Consider the following 13,924-nt stretch of genomic DNA (forward strand, 5'->3'; position numbering starts at 1 on the left):
CCCCACTTCCGAGTCGTCCCCATGAGCGGAGCCCATAGCGTCCGCTGACAGGGACCACGCGAGGTGGGATCTGCCTCGTCCCCGCCAGCGGAGCCCATGGCGTGCGCTGATGGGGACGACGCGGGAGTGGGCTTCGTCGCATCATGGATTTACCTCTTGCCATTACCTATCACCATAGGTATTCTGACCGCAGGCCCGTTCATCGTCGAACAGGGCCGGACCGTTCCGCTCGCAGAGCCGCGCGCGGACCCGCCGAAAGGATGCCGATCCGTGTCACGCACCACACCCGTCGCGAACCCGATCGCGGCGCGCGCACTCGTCGACGACTTCTCCCTCGAGATGACCGGGAAGGACGTCCCGGCGCTCCAGGAGGCGCGCGACACGATCCCTGCGAGGACCAAGATCAACGTGACGTTCCTCGGCAATGAGGATCTCGAGATGCGCGTGGCCGCCGCGAAGGCGGTCCGGGACCTGGGCTTCGTGCCGGTCCCACACATCTCCGCCCGCAGGCTTCGGTCGCGCGCGCAGCTCGAGGAGTTCCTCGGCCGGCTGCAGGAGGCGGGTGCGACGGATCACGTGTTCGTCGTCGGCGGGGATCCCGCGACGCCGGACGGACCGTACGCCTCGGCCTTCGACGTCATCTACACCGGCCTGCTGCTCGACTACGGCGTCCGCGAGGTCTCGATCGCCGGCTATCCCGAGGGACACCCCGACATCGGAGACGACGAGCTCTGGCGCCACCTCGAGAGCAAGTCGGCGGTGCTCACGGAGCAGGGTCTGGACGCCGTGATCCTCAGCCAGTTCGCCTTCGACACGGATCCGGTCCTGGCCTGGATCGACCAGGTCCGCGCGCGCGGGATCGCCTCGGAGATCCGGGTGGGGACGCCCGGACCGGCCGGCGTCAAGCGGCTCCTCGGGTTCGCCCGCCGGTTCGGCATCGGGGCGAACGCGATGATCGTGAAGAAGTACGGCTTCTCGCTCACCAACCTGATGGGGACCGCAGGGCCGGACGCGTTCGTCTCCGACCTGTCCGCGCGGCTCGCCGCCGACGCCGGCACCGGTGCCGTGAAACTGCACTTCTACACGTTCGGCGGCCTGTTCGCCACGTCGGCGTGGGCGCGCGACTTCGTCGCCGCCCGCGACTGAGGAGACCAGGATGACCCTCCACGTCGAGCGGCTGCGCGATGACGCCTGCCTGATCGTGCACGGCCCCGACCAGCCGGGGATCGTCTCGGCGGTCAGCGCCCTGATCACCCGCAACCGCGGCAACATCGTCTCGCTGGATCAGTACACCGACGACCCTCAGGGCGGAGGCTTCTTCCAGCGCGTGGTCTTCCACCGCGCCGACCTGTCCGCGGCGATCCCCGACCTCGAGGCCGACCTGGCCGCCACGCTCGGGCCGCTGGGGCTGTCCTGGCGGCTCACCGACCGGTCCGTGCCGAAGCGGATGGCCGTGCTCGCGTCCACGAGCGACCACTGCCTGCTCGAACTCCTCTGGCGCCACAGGCGCGGCGAGCTGCCGGTGACGATCCCGATGGTGATCAGCAACCACACGAACGTGGCGGAGGACGTCCGCTCCTTCGGCATCCCGTTCTTCCACGTGCCCTCGCAGGGGCCGGACAAGTCCGAAGCGGAGGCCAGGATCCTCGAGCTCGTGAAGGGCAACGTCGACTTCCTCGTGCTGGCCCGCTACATGCAGATCATCTCCGAGGAGTTCCTCGATGAGGTCGACGTGCCCGTCATCAACATCCACCACTCCTTCCTGCCCGCCTTCATCGGCGCGGCCCCCTACCGCAAGGCCAAGGAGCGCGGCGTGAAGCTCATCGGCGCGACCAGCCACTACGTCACCAAGGTCCTCGACGAGGGCCCGATCATCGAGCAGGACGTCGCCCGCGTCGACCACTCGATGAGCGCGGCGGGCCTGCAGGCCAGGGGCGCGTACGTCGAGCGCGCCGTGCTCTCCCGCGCGGTGCAGTGGCACGCCGAGGACCGGGTGATCCGGAACGGCAATCAGACCGTCGTCTTCACCGACCGCCCCTGACCCCGACCACCACGAAAGAACAAGAGAGGGCTTCCATGGCCGACAACCTTCAGCAGCTGATCGACGAGACCAACCCCGTCGAACTGCTGCGCAACTCTCAGATCGGGTCGTACATCTACCCGGTCGTGCCCGCCGACTTCAGCAGCTGGATCAAGGAGCAGCGTGCCTGGCGCGACACCGCCGTGCTGTACGACCAGTCCCATCACATGGACAACGTGTTCCTGAAGGGCTCGGACGCGATCCGCCTGATCAGCGACACCGCGATCAACTCGGTCGCCAACTTCCCGGTCGACCGCGCGAAGCAGTACGTGCCGACCACCGCCTCGGGGCACGTCATCGGCGACGGCATCCTGTTCCGCGAGGCCGAGGACGAGTACGTCTACGTCGGCCGGGCACCCGCCTCGAACTGGCTGATGTACCACGGCGAGACCGGCGGGTACGGGAACCTCGAGGTGACGGTCGATCGGCGCTCGCCGTCGCGTCCGTACGGGCATCCGGTGTCGCGTCGGTACTACCGCTTCCAGATCCAGGGTCCCAAGGCCTGGCAGGTCATCGAGAAGCTCAACGGCGGCCCGCTCGAGGAGCTGCGGTTCTTCAGCATGTCCACGATGGCGATCGAGGGCGCCCAGGTGCGCACGCTGCGCCACGGCATGGCGGGAGCACCGGGCCTGGAGGTCTGGGGCCCGTACGAGGACCACGACCGCGTCCGCGACGCGATCGTCGCCGCCGGCGCCGAGTTCGGGCTGCTGCCGGTCGGATCCCGCGCGTACCCGTCCAATACGCTGGAGTCGGGCTGGATCCCCTCCCCGCTCCCCGCGATCTACACCGGCGAGGCGGAGCGCGGCTACCGCGAGTGGCTCGGCGCGGACAGTTACGAGGCCACCGGCACGCTCGCCGGCTCGTTCGCGTCCGGGGACATCGAGGACTACTACCTCACGCCGTGGGAGCTCGGCTACGGATCCTTCGTGAAGTTCGACCACGACTTCATCGGTCGCGACGCGCTCGAGCGGATCGACCCCGCGACGCAGCGCCGCAAGGTCACGCTGGCGTGGGACGCCGAGGACATGACGAAGATCTTCGGCTCGCTGTTCGACGTGGACGGGCCCAGCTACAAGTTCTTCGACCTGCCGCTCGCGAACTACGGCTCGGCGAACTACGACTCGGTCGTCGACGCGGACGGCAACGTGGTCGGGTTCTCGATGTTCACCGGATACAGCGCGAACGAGCGCCGTGCGCTCTCGCTCGCGACCGTCGCACCCGACGTCCCCGAGGGCGCGGAGCTCCGTGTGCTGTGGGGCGAAGGACCGAACACCGCGAAGGCGACCGTCGAGCCGCACGAGCAGCTGGCGGTGCGCGCGGTCGTCAGCCCGACGCCGTACTCCTCGGTCGCCCGGCAGACGTATCAGGGCGGGTGGCGCACCGGCTACCGGAGCTGAATACCGTCATCCCGGCAGTAGGCTCGACGCGGGAGGAACCGCATGAGTCTGCGCTACGCAATCCTGGCGATCCTGCGCGTCGGGCCGCTGTCGGGATACGACCTGCAGAAGCAGTTCTCGCAGTCGGTGGGCCACGTCTGGCACGCCCCCGACTCGCAGATCTACCCCGAGCTGCGCAAGATGGAGGCCGCGGGGCTCATCGAGGGCGAGGAGCAGGCCCGCGGCCAGCGCGGCACGCGGCGCATGTACACCGTGACCCCCGCCGGCGATGCCGACTACCTCGCGTGGATGCAGACGCCCCTGGACTACCAGCGCGTGCGGGACCCCGCGCACCTGCGCGCCGCCTACTTGGAGAACACCACGCCCGAGGCCGCGCGGGACTTCCTGCGCCGGCACATCGCGCAGTGGGAGGGCGAGCTGGAGCAGTGGGAGGGCGAGCTCACCCACATCGAGAATCTCAGCAACCCCATGCTGACGCGGCGGCTGAACGTCACGCCGGACAGCGAGCGCGAGCGCACGATCGCCTACAAGAGGTTCGCCTACGAGGGCCTGGTCGAGCGGGCGCGGCTCGAGATCGCCTGGGCTCGGCGCGGCCTCGACCTCGTCGACAGCCTCGGCGACTAGCGCGGGCGACCGGCCTCAGCGGGATCCGGCGAGCGCCTCGCGATCGATCTCCTCCTGGTTCTCCACGTACGGCGTGCCGTGCGTGTGGAAGGTGGCGACGGTCTTCATGCCCCAGGCCTGCCCCTTGGCGCGCTCGGCCTGACTCCACTCGACGACCGGCCAGTCCGGGTCCAGGAGGAGCCTGGCCTGCGCGTTCGCGAACTCGATGCGGTTGCCCCCGGGCTCCCAGACGTAGAGGAAGAACGTCTGGTTGATCGCGTGCTTGTAGGGTCCGTACTCGATGTGGATCCCGTTCTCGAGGCAGATGTCGGCCGCCTTCAGGATGTCCTCACGGGAGTCCGGCGCGAACGCGAAGTGGTGGAAGCGGCCACGGGCGCCCGTCCAGTCCGCGGAGTAGACGACGTCGTAGGACTTCTGATGGAACCGGAACCAGCGCGCGGCGAACCGGCCGTCGTCCTGGCGCACCCGCTCGGACTCCCGCGCGCGCATGACATCGGCCCAGAACTCCCCCGCGGCGGTCACGTCGCTCGCGAGGTAGTTGATGTGGTCCATCCGGCGGGCGTTGATGCCGCGCCCCGGGTAGGCGGAGGCCTGGTTCTTCAGGGCGGGCCGGTCCTCGTCGTCCGGCACGTAGAGCTCGGTCTCGTAGTGCAGCGCCATGAGGTGCCCGTCCGGATCCTCGAACTCGTAGGACGGGCCCACGCCGACCTCGGGATCGCGCCAGCCGTGCCCGAGGCCGGTCGCCTCGATCGCGGCCACGCGGCGTTCGAGCGCCTCCCGGCTCGTAGTGCGGAAGAGCGTGCGCCCGACCCCGTTGGTGTCGGAGGCCGTGAGCTTGAGCGTGTACCGCTGGTACTCGTCCCAGCAGCGCAGGTACGCGGAGTCGCCGACCCTGGCGACCTCTCGCATCGCGCAGATGTCCCGGAAGAAGTGCAGGCTCTCCTCGAACTTCGGGGTGTGCAGCTCGATCGCGCCGAGGTGGGCGAGATCGAAGTTGTCGCTGGTCGCCATGGGATCCGTCCTTGCTCTGGTCGTGTGAAATCCGGCGTCAGCGACGCGGACGCGGGAAGACGATGCCGTCGAAGATCTTTCGTGCGGTACGGGTCGAACGGGACGACGCCCGCCAGGCGCCGTCCTCCCCTCGTGTGACGTCGACACGGGTGCGGAGCACGCCGGCGGGGTGCTCGATGTCGTACTCGGACCCCGCGGGCAGCCGGGCCAGGTCGTGTCCGACGGCGCCGGGGATGCGGAGGGCCGCGGCGACCGAGGCCGCCATCAGGACACCGAGCGACGCGTGGACGCGGAACGGGATGAAGGCCCGCGTGGAGATCGTCCCGCCGTGCCGGGGCGGCGAGAGCAGCACCACCTTGGGCACGGTCTGGGCGGTCACGTCTCCCAGGCCGAACAGCGGTCCGGCCTCGCGGCGGATCCCCTCGACGGCCGCGCACAGCCGGGCGTCGGCCTCGAGCTCGCCGGGATCCTCGTCCCCCGACACGCCCAGCGATGCGGCGTCCACCAGCACGACGGGCATGCCGTTGTCGACCAGCGTCACCCGGTGCCCCGCGATCGTCTGCGACACCAGGCCGGTCGGGAGGACGGGACCCGCCCCGACGCCGAGCCGGAGCTCGATCGGCGCTGCGGTGCCCGGCACCCCGTCGATCGCCGCGTCGCCGTCGTAATCGGGCACACCGCCCGGGGTCGCGAACGCGGCGATCGCGATGCCACCGGTGTTGCGCAGCCGGATGCGCACCGTGGTCGTCCCGTCGTCGCCGGCCGGGATCAGCCCGCGCTCGACCGCAAAAGGACCTACCGCGGCGAGGAGGTTGCCGCAGGTCTGCGCGTCGCCGACGGTGGGGCGGTCGACGCCGACCTGCAGGAAGAGGTAGTCGAGGTCCGCGTCCGCATCCTCGGAGACCGAAACGATCGCCGCCTTGGAGGTCAGCGCATGCCCGCCCCCGAGTCCGTCGATCTGCCGCGGATCCGGGCTGCCCAGGAGTCGGAGCATCAGGTCGTCGCGTTCCTGGGGATCGGCCGGCACGTCCGCCGCGAGGAGGAACGCCCCCTTCGAGGTCCCGCCGCGCATGAGCATGCAGCGGATGCCGCCGGGGTGCGCGCCGCGGGCGGCGTCAGCGCGCATCGCTGCTCCGCTGAGCGAGGCGCTCGACGCCGAGCCGGTCGAGCACTGCCCTCAGGCCCCCGACGTCCATCGAGATCTCGCCGGCCCGGTAGCGTTCGCGCGCCGCGGTTTCGCGCTCCGCCCGCCGCCGCGCCGCGTCCAGCGCCTCGGCCGCACGCGCGCGGGGCACGATCGTCACGCCGTCGTCGTCGGCGACCACGATGTCGCCGGGCTCGACCACGACGTCGTCGAGCACGATCGGCACGTTCACCGATCCCGCCGTCTCCTTCACGGTGCCCTGTGCGGTGATGTGCGCGGTCCACACCGGGAACCGCATGGCCCGCAGCTCCGCCACGTCGCGCACCCCGGCGGACGTCACGTAGCCGCCCACGCCTCGCGCCTGCATCTGGGTCGCCATGAGCTCCCCGATGAAGCCGTGCGGCGACTCCGACGCCGGTGCCACCACGATGATGTCGCCCTCCTGCGCCTGTTCGATCGCGGCATGCACCATGAGGTTGTCCCCCGGCGCCGGCAGCACCGTGATCGCACTGCCGGAGACCACCACGCCCTCCTGGATCGGTCGGATCCGCGCACCCGCGCAGCCGATCCGGCCGAGGGCCTCGTGCACCGTCGCCGAACCGAACGCGGCGAGCGCGTCGACGAGTGCGCGCTCGGCGCGCGCGATGTCGGTGACGATGACGGCGCTCATGCCAGCACGTCCGTGACCTGGGGGTAGTAGCGCATGTACGCCTCGGCCATCGTCTCGTGGGCCAGGCCGAGGTTCGGACCGGCGTTGCGCTTGAGCTGCACTCCGCGCCGCATTGCGAGGTCGGTGTAGTACGACCACATGTGCCGCTGGGCGGGGAGGCGCTCCATCGCCGCCCGCTTGCGCGGGAACGCCATGGTGATGTCCAGCAGCACGCCGGGCGTGAAGCCGGACTGCTCGCTCTGATGCGGCTCGAAGAAGAACACCGGCGGTGCGCCGATGACGTCCTCCGGCCCCGGATAGCCGCCATCCGCGTTCGCGACGCCGATCGCCTGGGCGAGCACTCTCGCCTCCAGCGCCATCCTCGCCGCCGCCGGGTGGTCGCCGTTGTACGGATCCGCGAGGGGGTGGGTCAGCAGCACGGTCGGCTGCAGGCGCCGGAACGCGTCGACCAGCGCCGCGACCGCCTCGGACGACTCCCGCAGCGGGTAGTCGCCTAGGTCGAGGAACTCGATCTCGGCGCCGAGCTCGCGCGCCGCGTCCACGGCCTCGGCCCGCCGGATCGCCTTGATCTCATCGAGCCCCTTGCCGGCAAGCCACTGACTCGCCGATTCCCCGCGCTCCCCGTAGGACAGGCAGATCACGACCGCGCGCTCGCCGCGCATCGCCGCCGCCGCGATGGCGCCTCCGGCCCGCCACACGAAGTCGCCCGCGTGCGCGCTCACCACGACCAAACAGGATTCGCTCTGCGACATGGTGCTCCTCGGGTTCCGCGCCGGATCCGGCCGGCCGGCGCCACTCGTCGCCGCGCCGGGCCCCACACAAGCACAGCGTCTCGCTCAGCGTCAAGGATTGTCGCCAATCTTGTCACCAATTATTTCCCTCTTCACTTTACCTATGGACAGAGGGATCAGATTTCCGTACCATCAGGCCTCAGATCGGGCCGACGACGGCGTCGATCAGCCGGATCGATGTCGAGGGAGACACCATGGCCAGCACCCTGCAGGAACTGCTCGACGAGAAGGGCGATGCGGTCCGGATGCTGCGCGACTCGCCCCTCGGCACGTACATCTACCCGGTCGTGCCTGCCGAGTTCACGAACTGGCGCCGCGAGCAGAAGGCGTGGCGGGAGACGGCGGTCCTGTACGACCAGACGCACCACATGGTGAACTTCTTCGTCTCCGGCCCGGACGCGCTGCGCCTGCTCTCGGAGACCGGCATCAACTCGTTCGCGAACTTCCCCGTCGACACCGCGAAGCAGTTCGTCCCCACCGCATCGCACGGCGGCGTGATCGGCGACGGCATCCTGTTCCACGAGGCCGAGCACGACTACGTGTACGTCGGCCGCGCCCCCGGCGCCAACTGGCTCCAGTTCCACGCGGAGACCGGCCGCTACGACGTCGAGTTCCGCTACGACGACCGATCGCCGTCGCGCCCCTACGGCGAGGCCGTGCATCGCGAGTACTACCGCTTCCAGATCCAGGGGCCGAGCGCCTGGGCGATCATCGAGAAGCTCGCGGGCGGCCCCGTGGAGCCCGTGCGGTTCTTCCGGATGGGGCACATGACGATCGCCGGGGAGCAGGTGCGCACGCTCCGGCACGGCATGGCAGGAGCCCCCGGCCTCGAACTGTGGGGGCCCTACGCGCAGCACGGGAAGATCCGCGACGCCATCCTCGAGGCAGGCCGCGAGTTCGGTATCGAGCCCTGCGGGTCCCGTGCGTACTCCTCGAACACCCTGGAGTCGGGATGGATCCCCTCACCGCTGCCCGCCATCTATACGGGCGAGGCGGAGCGCGCCTACCGGGAGTGGCTGCCGGCGACCAGCTATGAGGCCGTCAACGCGGTTGCAGGGTCGTTCGTGTCCGAGGACATCGAGGACTACTACCTCAACCCGTGGGAGCTGGGGTACGGCTCGTTCGTGAAGTTCGATCACGACTTCATCGGGCGCGACGCCCTCGAGAAGCTCGATCCGGCGCTTCAGCGCAAGAAGGTGACGCTCGCCTGGAACGACGAGGACCTCGCGAAGATCCTCGCGAGCGCGATCGACCGGAACGGTCCCGGCTACCAGTTCTTCGACCTTCCGAACGCGAACTACGGCTCCTCGAACTACGACGCGGTGATCGACGCCGATGGAGAGAACGTCGGGCTCTCCCTGTTCACCGGCGTCACCGCGAACGAGCGGCGGGGGCTCTCGCTCGCGACGGTCGACCACGACGTGCCGATCGGCGCCGAGGTGCGGGTCGTCTGGGGCGAGCCGGACGGCGGCTCGCAGAAGACCACCGTCGAGCCGCACGAGCAGTTCGCGGTACGCGCCGTGGTCAGCCCCGTGCCCTACGCCGTGACGGCTCGCACCGAATACCAGGGCGGGTGGCGCACGACCGGCGCTTGAGAGTCGGCGACGGGGACGACATCGCGGGGCCGCGGGGATCACGGCCCCGTGGAGTCACGCCCTGCGGAGTCACGCCCCGCTCACGGCACAAGGTCCGTGGCGCCCGCCCGGAACTCGGCCAGCGTGTGCGACTCGAGCGTACGGCGCGCCCGGCGGAGGTAGTCGGCCAGGGCCGCGGTCTCCTCCTCCGCGAAGCCGGTCGTCAGCAGCCTCTCCAGCTCGGCAAGGCGCGGGGCGGTGCGTGCCACCGCCGCCGCCCCCTCATCCGTGAGGAAGAGCAGCAGGCGTCGGGCGTGGTCCGGATCGCGCTCCCGACGTACCAGGCCGGCGTCCAGGAGCGGGTCCATGGTCTGGGCCATCGTCTGCGCGCGAACGAAGGAACGCCGTGCGAGCTCGGAGCTCGTGATGCCGGGGCGCCGTTCCAGCACGGTGAGCGCGGTGAACTGCGCGATCGTCATGCCGGCCTGGGCGCAGACCTCCTCGAAATAAGGACGGAGCGCGAGCTCGAGCTGCTTGATGACATATGTGAAGTTCGTGCCTTCCATCAAGACCTTTCCTCGCGACCCCGGATACAGGCTAGCTTTCGCGCGTCCGCCGCGCATACGCCGCACCGGGCCTCCGGTCACCGATCACGGCGGACGGCTCGGCGGACCGTCCGCCGGAGCGGCGCGCTCGGCCCAGACGCGCAGCCCCGCCTCCTGCTGCGACACCAGGATCATGCCGCGCTGATCCGTGCGCAGGACCGGCCCACGCAGTGCCTGCAGCATCTCCAGCGTTGAGGCACGCGGGTGCCCGTAGTCGTTCCCCTCGCCGACGGAGATCAGGGCCAGCGCGGGACCCAGATCCTCGTAGAGCTGCGGATCCTGATCGGCGCTGCCGTGATGGGCGACCTTGACGACGCTCTCATCGTGCGGACGTGCGAGCCGTCGCAGCGCGCCCTGCGCCGCGGCCGAGAGATCGGCCAGGAACAGGCTCCGCGGAACGCCTCTGCCCTCGAGCTGGAGGATCACGCCCGTCTCGTTCCCGGGAGGGAAGACCTTCTCGTCGCGACGGGGCCAGACCACGCGCCAGTCCGCATCTCCCAGGCGCCCCGCCATGCCCGCCGCCGCCTGGATCACGTCCGCTCCCCCGGCCTCGAGCCGATCGAGCCGGCGCTGATGCACGGGAGTGTCGACCGGTCCGTGCAGCACGACATCGACCCGCCCGACGATCACGTCGGCGCCCCCGGCGTGGTCGCGGTCGAAATGGGTCAGCACCAGCAGGTCGAGCCGCGCGATCCCGAGTCCGTCGAGGCAGCGCCGCAGCGGCTCCGGCTCCGGCCCCGTGTCGATGAGCATCATGCGGCCGGCCGATCGCACGAGCACCGCGTCGCCCTGCCCGACGTCGCACAGGGCGATCGCCCAGTCCGTCGGGCGCTGCAGGAGCGCGACCGGACCGGCGACGATGCCCCAGCCCGTCCCCGCGCCGATCACGACCGCGAGGGCGCCGCCGACGATGGCGCGCCACGGAGTGCGAAGCGGACGGTGCGGCGCGATCACCCGGAACGTTCCCGCGCTGAGCGCCGCCACCACGAGCGCCGTGCCGATGCCGGCCGGCGCCTCGATCGTGGCCATCGGCAGCGCCGCGGTCGTCACCGCGGTCTGCGCGATCCACGCCGAGGGAAGCCAGGCCGCGGCCGCGAACAGGTCTGCGAGCGGCGGCAGCGGCATGGCGAGGCAGGCGAGCAGGCCGAGCACCGTCGCGATCGGCGATGCCGGTGCGGCCAGTAGGTTCGCCAGCACCGAGACGAGGGACTGCTGGGCCGCGAACAGCGCGATGATCGGACCGCAGGCGAGTTGTGCCGAGAGCGGGACAGCGATCGCCAGCGCCACCGGTCGCGGCAACCGACGCGCGAGCCCCCGTGCCAATGGAGGGGCGAGCACGATGAGACCGCCTGTGGCCGCGGCCGACAGCGCGAACCCGGGCGCGGCCGCGAGATGCGGATCGGCGAGCAGGATCACCGTAACCGCGAGCAGCAGGACCGAGAGGCCCGCCCGCGGGCGCCCGAGCAGCAACGCGGTGAGGGCGACTCCGACCATGGCCGCCGCCCTGATGACGCTCGGCTGCGGCGTGACCAGCACCACGAACCCGGCGAGAGCCACCACCGCAATGGCGATGCGGAGCACCCTGCCGCCGCCGCATAGAGCCACCACGCCGAACGCTGCCGCGGCCACGAGCGCGAGGTTGCTGCCGCTCACGGCGGTCAGATGCGAGAGCCCGCTGGCCTTCATCGCGGCATCGAGCTCGTCGCTCACGGCTCGCACATCGCCGACCGCGAGCCCCGGAAGCAGCTCTGACCCCGGTTCGGGCAGACGTCCTGCGCGCTCGATGAACGCCGCCCGCACATCGCCGGCGAGCCGCTCGACCGGGCCGCCACGCGACAGTTGCTCCACCGCCCCGCTCGCCAACAGCACGAGGGCCGCTCGCTCGCCCGGATCTGTGCGTTTCGTCTGCGCCGTGAATCGCAGCACCGTCCCCGGTCCCAGGGTGGCGGATCCGGCGTCGGGCGGGATCCCGATGCGCACCGGCACCCGGAGCGGAGCGGGCTGATCACCCGGACCGAGCCGGAACGCGTCTGCGTCGGCCCAGAGCCGGCCGTCCGCGCCGATCGAAGGAAGCGATCGCACGCTCACCTCCGCGGTCACCGCGTGCCCTGCCAGTGAGGCGGCCTGCTCTCGGGCCGGTGTCGCGGCTGCCGCGGCGCCGACGATCGCCGCGGCGACGGTCAGGCAGACGATCGAGAGGGGCCCGGCGCGGGCGACCACGGTGCGGACCCGGAAGCGGCACACGATGAGCAGGATCCCCATCCCCGTTGCCGAGAGGGCGATCACCGTCCCGGCCGTCCCGGGTAGGAATGAGACCAGGAGCGCGATCACCCATGCGCCGACGGCGACGGGCACCATGCGCACGTCGCGCAGCCGACCTCTCGGAGACGGCGGATCCGGCGCTGTCATACCCGCACCAGGTCGCGGATCCCCGCCAGCATCTTCTCGCCGATGCCGGAGACGCCAAGGAGATCGTCCACGCTCGTGAAACGCCCGTTGGCGGTGCGCCAGTCGATGATGCGCTGGGCGAGCGCGGGGCCGATCCTGGGCAGCTGGTCGAGGGCCGCGACATCGGCCGTGTTGAGGTCGACGAGTCCGCCCGCTGCTCCCCCGCCCGCCGCACCGGAGCCTCCCGCCGCGCCCGGTGCAGCACCTGCCGTACCGACCGCCGGGACCAGGATCTGCTCGCCGTCGGCGACCGTGCGGGCGAGGTTCACCGCGGCCAGGTCAGCTGTCGGCAGGGTGCCTCCGGCCGCCGCCAGCGCCTCGGCGACCCTCGCGCCGTCATCGAGCACGTACAGGCCCGGCTTCGCCACCTCCCCCAGCACGTGCGCGTAGACCGCGCCCGCCGAGACCGCTGAGCCGCTGGTGCGTGGCGATGGCGACACCGTGATCCCCTCCGGCACCGTCGCCCGGCTGAGCAGGCCGATGCCCACCGCCACCGAGACCGCCACGAGCCCGACCACCACGGCCGCACCGAGCCCCAGGCGAAACCGCCGTGGAGCGCGCACCACGACCATCGGGCCTGCCTCCTCCGTCTCCGCTTGCTCACTCACACGCCGACGCTATGCGCGCGCGATCGCCACCGGAGACGACGTCACGCAACCGGTGCGGATCCCGCGCAATACGGGCGCTGTGGAGGACGAGTACGACGCTCCGCCACCGTTTCGAAGGACGCAAGACGGGCGCCGTAGGAGGATCTCGGATCCTCAACGGAGATCATCGATCGAGCACACCCATGCCTGTTCACGTGCAGAGGGCTGATCTACCCAGCGAAGGCCGCCTGCAGCGCGCCGAGATCGGTTTCGGAAAACGCTGCCGCGGGAAGCACCGCGACGAACGAGCCGCCTTTGCGCTTCAAAACAACAGTGCCGCCTACGATGAGCACTCCGGCCAGTAACGCGAAGGAAGTCTCGCCGCGGCTCAGTGCCGTCCGCGTGCACAGTACGTCGCCGTCGACCTCGGCCACCACGCGTGAGCCCACCGGATACTGCGCCCGCACGACGCGAGAAGCGGACCTCCGCGTCATCACGACGAAGAGGACGATCAACAGGATCGAGCCGACCAGCGCCACCATCAGCGGCTGCCAGGTGACCGACGAGTACATCAGCCCGGTCCACACCCACAGGAGCGGTCCGAGAACGAGAACGATCAGCCCGACCGGGCGGCTGAGCACGAATCGCGCGATGTCGTCCACATGCCGTTTGATCTCGGCATCGTCCATGACGACACCGCCAATGCTCGGTTCAGTAATCATTGATCCCCCCCCCCAAGGATCACGAGCAAGGTTGCTCGTCTACTCTTCAACGCCGCAGTCACGCTAGGCGCAAATCTGATATTGCGGGCCATGATTCGGGGAGATTATCGTACCAAGTTTGTTCAAGCCCGATAAGCCGCCCCGCCTTCACCCAGACGAGCACCTCGCCCGATAGCTTGCCCGCTCGATAGACAAGAAACCTACCAGGGATAGGGCCGTCTGGCAGATCGATGATGGGAGCCGGCGCGGGTACGTTAACGTCAATCATTGT

Annotated in this window: 13 protein-coding genes; 5 read left to right on the top strand and 8 right to left on the bottom strand. The window is 70.3% G+C overall.

Features of this window, described 5'->3' with window-relative positions:
• Positions 1-339: 339 nt before the first annotated feature.
• Genes B7X32_RS01660 through B7X32_RS01675 form a run of 4 tightly spaced genes read left to right on the top strand, consistent with a single transcriptional unit; the run spans position 340 to position 4,101 of the window.
• On the top strand, positions 340-1,146 hold the full coding sequence (locus B7X32_RS01660; RefSeq protein ID WP_292715157.1) for a methylenetetrahydrofolate reductase: 807 nt from the start codon (positions 340-342) through the stop codon (positions 1,144-1,146).
• A gap of 10 nt (positions 1,147-1,156) precedes the next feature.
• Entirely contained in the window at positions 1,157-2,041 is an 885-nt protein-coding gene (gene purU / locus B7X32_RS01665; protein WP_292715085.1) for a formyltetrahydrofolate deformylase, read from the top strand.
• Between the two features lie 35 nt (positions 2,042-2,076).
• The gene (locus B7X32_RS01670; protein WP_292715088.1) at positions 2,077-3,477 is read left to right on the top strand and encodes an aminomethyl transferase family protein; all 1,401 of its coding nucleotides are present in this window, start codon (positions 2,077-2,079) and stop codon (positions 3,475-3,477) included.
• A gap of 42 nt (positions 3,478-3,519) precedes the next feature.
• Positions 3,520-4,101, top strand: coding sequence for a PadR family transcriptional regulator (locus B7X32_RS01675; RefSeq protein ID WP_045272603.1), 582 nt, complete (start codon positions 3,520-3,522; stop codon positions 4,099-4,101).
• A gap of 15 nt (positions 4,102-4,116) precedes the next feature.
• On the opposite strand, the gene B7X32_RS01680 is transcribed toward B7X32_RS01675, so the two are convergent.
• Genes B7X32_RS01680 through B7X32_RS01695 form a run of 4 tightly spaced genes read right to left on the bottom strand, consistent with a single transcriptional unit; the run spans position 4,117 to position 7,678 of the window.
• Positions 4,117-5,112, bottom strand: a complete 996-nt coding sequence (locus B7X32_RS01680; protein ID WP_292715093.1) for a VOC family protein — start codon at positions 5,110-5,112, stop codon at positions 4,117-4,119.
• Between the two features lie 37 nt (positions 5,113-5,149).
• The gene (locus B7X32_RS01685) at positions 5,150-6,238 is read right to left on the bottom strand and encodes a PrpF domain-containing protein (protein WP_292715096.1); all 1,089 of its coding nucleotides are present in this window, start codon (positions 6,236-6,238) and stop codon (positions 5,150-5,152) included.
• On the bottom strand, positions 6,228-6,926 hold the full coding sequence (locus B7X32_RS01690) for a 4-carboxy-4-hydroxy-2-oxoadipate aldolase/oxaloacetate decarboxylase (protein WP_292715099.1): 699 nt from the start codon (positions 6,924-6,926) through the stop codon (positions 6,228-6,230). Before B7X32_RS01690 ends, B7X32_RS01685 begins: the two co-directional genes overlap by 11 nt.
• Complete coding sequence (locus B7X32_RS01695; RefSeq protein WP_292715102.1) at positions 6,923-7,678, bottom strand: PIG-L deacetylase family protein; 756 nt, start codon at positions 7,676-7,678, stop codon at positions 6,923-6,925. Before B7X32_RS01695 ends, B7X32_RS01690 begins: the two co-directional genes overlap by 4 nt.
• Before the next feature lie 233 nt (positions 7,679-7,911).
• Here B7X32_RS01695 and B7X32_RS01700 point away from each other — a divergent pair, with 233 nt between their 5' ends.
• On the top strand, positions 7,912-9,312 hold the full coding sequence (locus B7X32_RS01700) for an aminomethyl transferase family protein (protein ID WP_292715105.1): 1,401 nt from the start codon (positions 7,912-7,914) through the stop codon (positions 9,310-9,312).
• Between the two features lie 80 nt (positions 9,313-9,392).
• Here B7X32_RS01700 and B7X32_RS01705 read toward each other — a convergent pair whose 3' ends face one another.
• The 4 genes from B7X32_RS01705 to B7X32_RS01720 all read right to left on the bottom strand — a co-directional run bounded on the left by B7X32_RS01705 (position 9,393) and on the right by B7X32_RS01720 (position 13,653).
• A complete protein-coding gene (locus B7X32_RS01705; protein ID WP_292715108.1) occupies positions 9,393-9,857 on the bottom strand; it encodes a MarR family transcriptional regulator in 465 nt (154 codons plus the stop codon).
• An 84-nt stretch (positions 9,858-9,941) separates the two neighbouring features.
• A complete protein-coding gene (locus tag B7X32_RS01710; protein ID WP_292715160.1) occupies positions 9,942-12,254 on the bottom strand; it encodes a ComEC/Rec2 family competence protein in 2,313 nt (770 codons plus the stop codon).
• A 47-nt stretch (positions 12,255-12,301) separates the two neighbouring features.
• Complete coding sequence (locus tag B7X32_RS01715) at positions 12,302-12,952, bottom strand: ComEA family DNA-binding protein (protein WP_366246935.1); 651 nt, start codon at positions 12,950-12,952, stop codon at positions 12,302-12,304.
• Between the two features lie 209 nt (positions 12,953-13,161).
• The gene (locus B7X32_RS01720; protein ID WP_292715111.1) at positions 13,162-13,653 is read right to left on the bottom strand and encodes a hypothetical protein; all 492 of its coding nucleotides are present in this window, start codon (positions 13,651-13,653) and stop codon (positions 13,162-13,164) included.
• Positions 13,654-13,924 lie beyond the last annotated feature (271 nt).

This window comes from Microbacterium sp. 13-71-7 (genome assembly GCF_002257455.1).
Lineage (GTDB): Bacteria > Actinomycetota > Actinomycetes > Actinomycetales > Microbacteriaceae > Microbacterium.

What these genes read in the sequence shown, in the direction of transcription:
- B7X32_RS01685 (WP_292715096.1), bottom strand. Translation starts at nt 6,238, where the DNA reads ATGCGCGCTGACGCCGCCCGCGGCGCGCACCCCGGCGGCATCCGCTGC.
- B7X32_RS01710 (WP_292715160.1), bottom strand. Translation starts at nt 12,254, where the DNA reads ATGGTGCCCGTCGCCGTCGGCGCATGGGTGATCGCGCTCCTGGTCTCA.
- B7X32_RS01660 (WP_292715157.1), top strand. Translation starts at nt 340, where the DNA reads ATGACCGGGAAGGACGTCCCGGCGCTCCAGGAGGCGCGCGACACGATC.
- purU (WP_292715085.1), top strand. Translation starts at nt 1,157, where the DNA reads ATGACCCTCCACGTCGAGCGGCTGCGCGATGACGCCTGCCTGATCGTG.
- B7X32_RS01720 (WP_292715111.1), bottom strand. Translation starts at nt 13,653, where the DNA reads ATGATTACTGAACCGAGCATTGGCGGTGTCGTCATGGACGATGCCGAG.
- B7X32_RS01690 (WP_292715099.1), bottom strand. Translation starts at nt 6,926, where the DNA reads ATGAGCGCCGTCATCGTCACCGACATCGCGCGCGCCGAGCGCGCACTC.
- B7X32_RS01670 (WP_292715088.1), top strand. Translation starts at nt 2,077, where the DNA reads ATGGCCGACAACCTTCAGCAGCTGATCGACGAGACCAACCCCGTCGAA.
- B7X32_RS01680 (WP_292715093.1), bottom strand. Translation starts at nt 5,112, where the DNA reads ATGGCGACCAGCGACAACTTCGATCTCGCCCACCTCGGCGCGATCGAG.
- B7X32_RS01675 (WP_045272603.1), top strand. Translation starts at nt 3,520, where the DNA reads ATGAGTCTGCGCTACGCAATCCTGGCGATCCTGCGCGTCGGGCCGCTG.
- B7X32_RS01705 (WP_292715108.1), bottom strand. Translation starts at nt 9,857, where the DNA reads ATGGAAGGCACGAACTTCACATATGTCATCAAGCAGCTCGAGCTCGCG.
- B7X32_RS01700 (WP_292715105.1), top strand. Translation starts at nt 7,912, where the DNA reads ATGGCCAGCACCCTGCAGGAACTGCTCGACGAGAAGGGCGATGCGGTC.
- B7X32_RS01695 (WP_292715102.1), bottom strand. Translation starts at nt 7,678, where the DNA reads ATGTCGCAGAGCGAATCCTGTTTGGTCGTGGTGAGCGCGCACGCGGGC.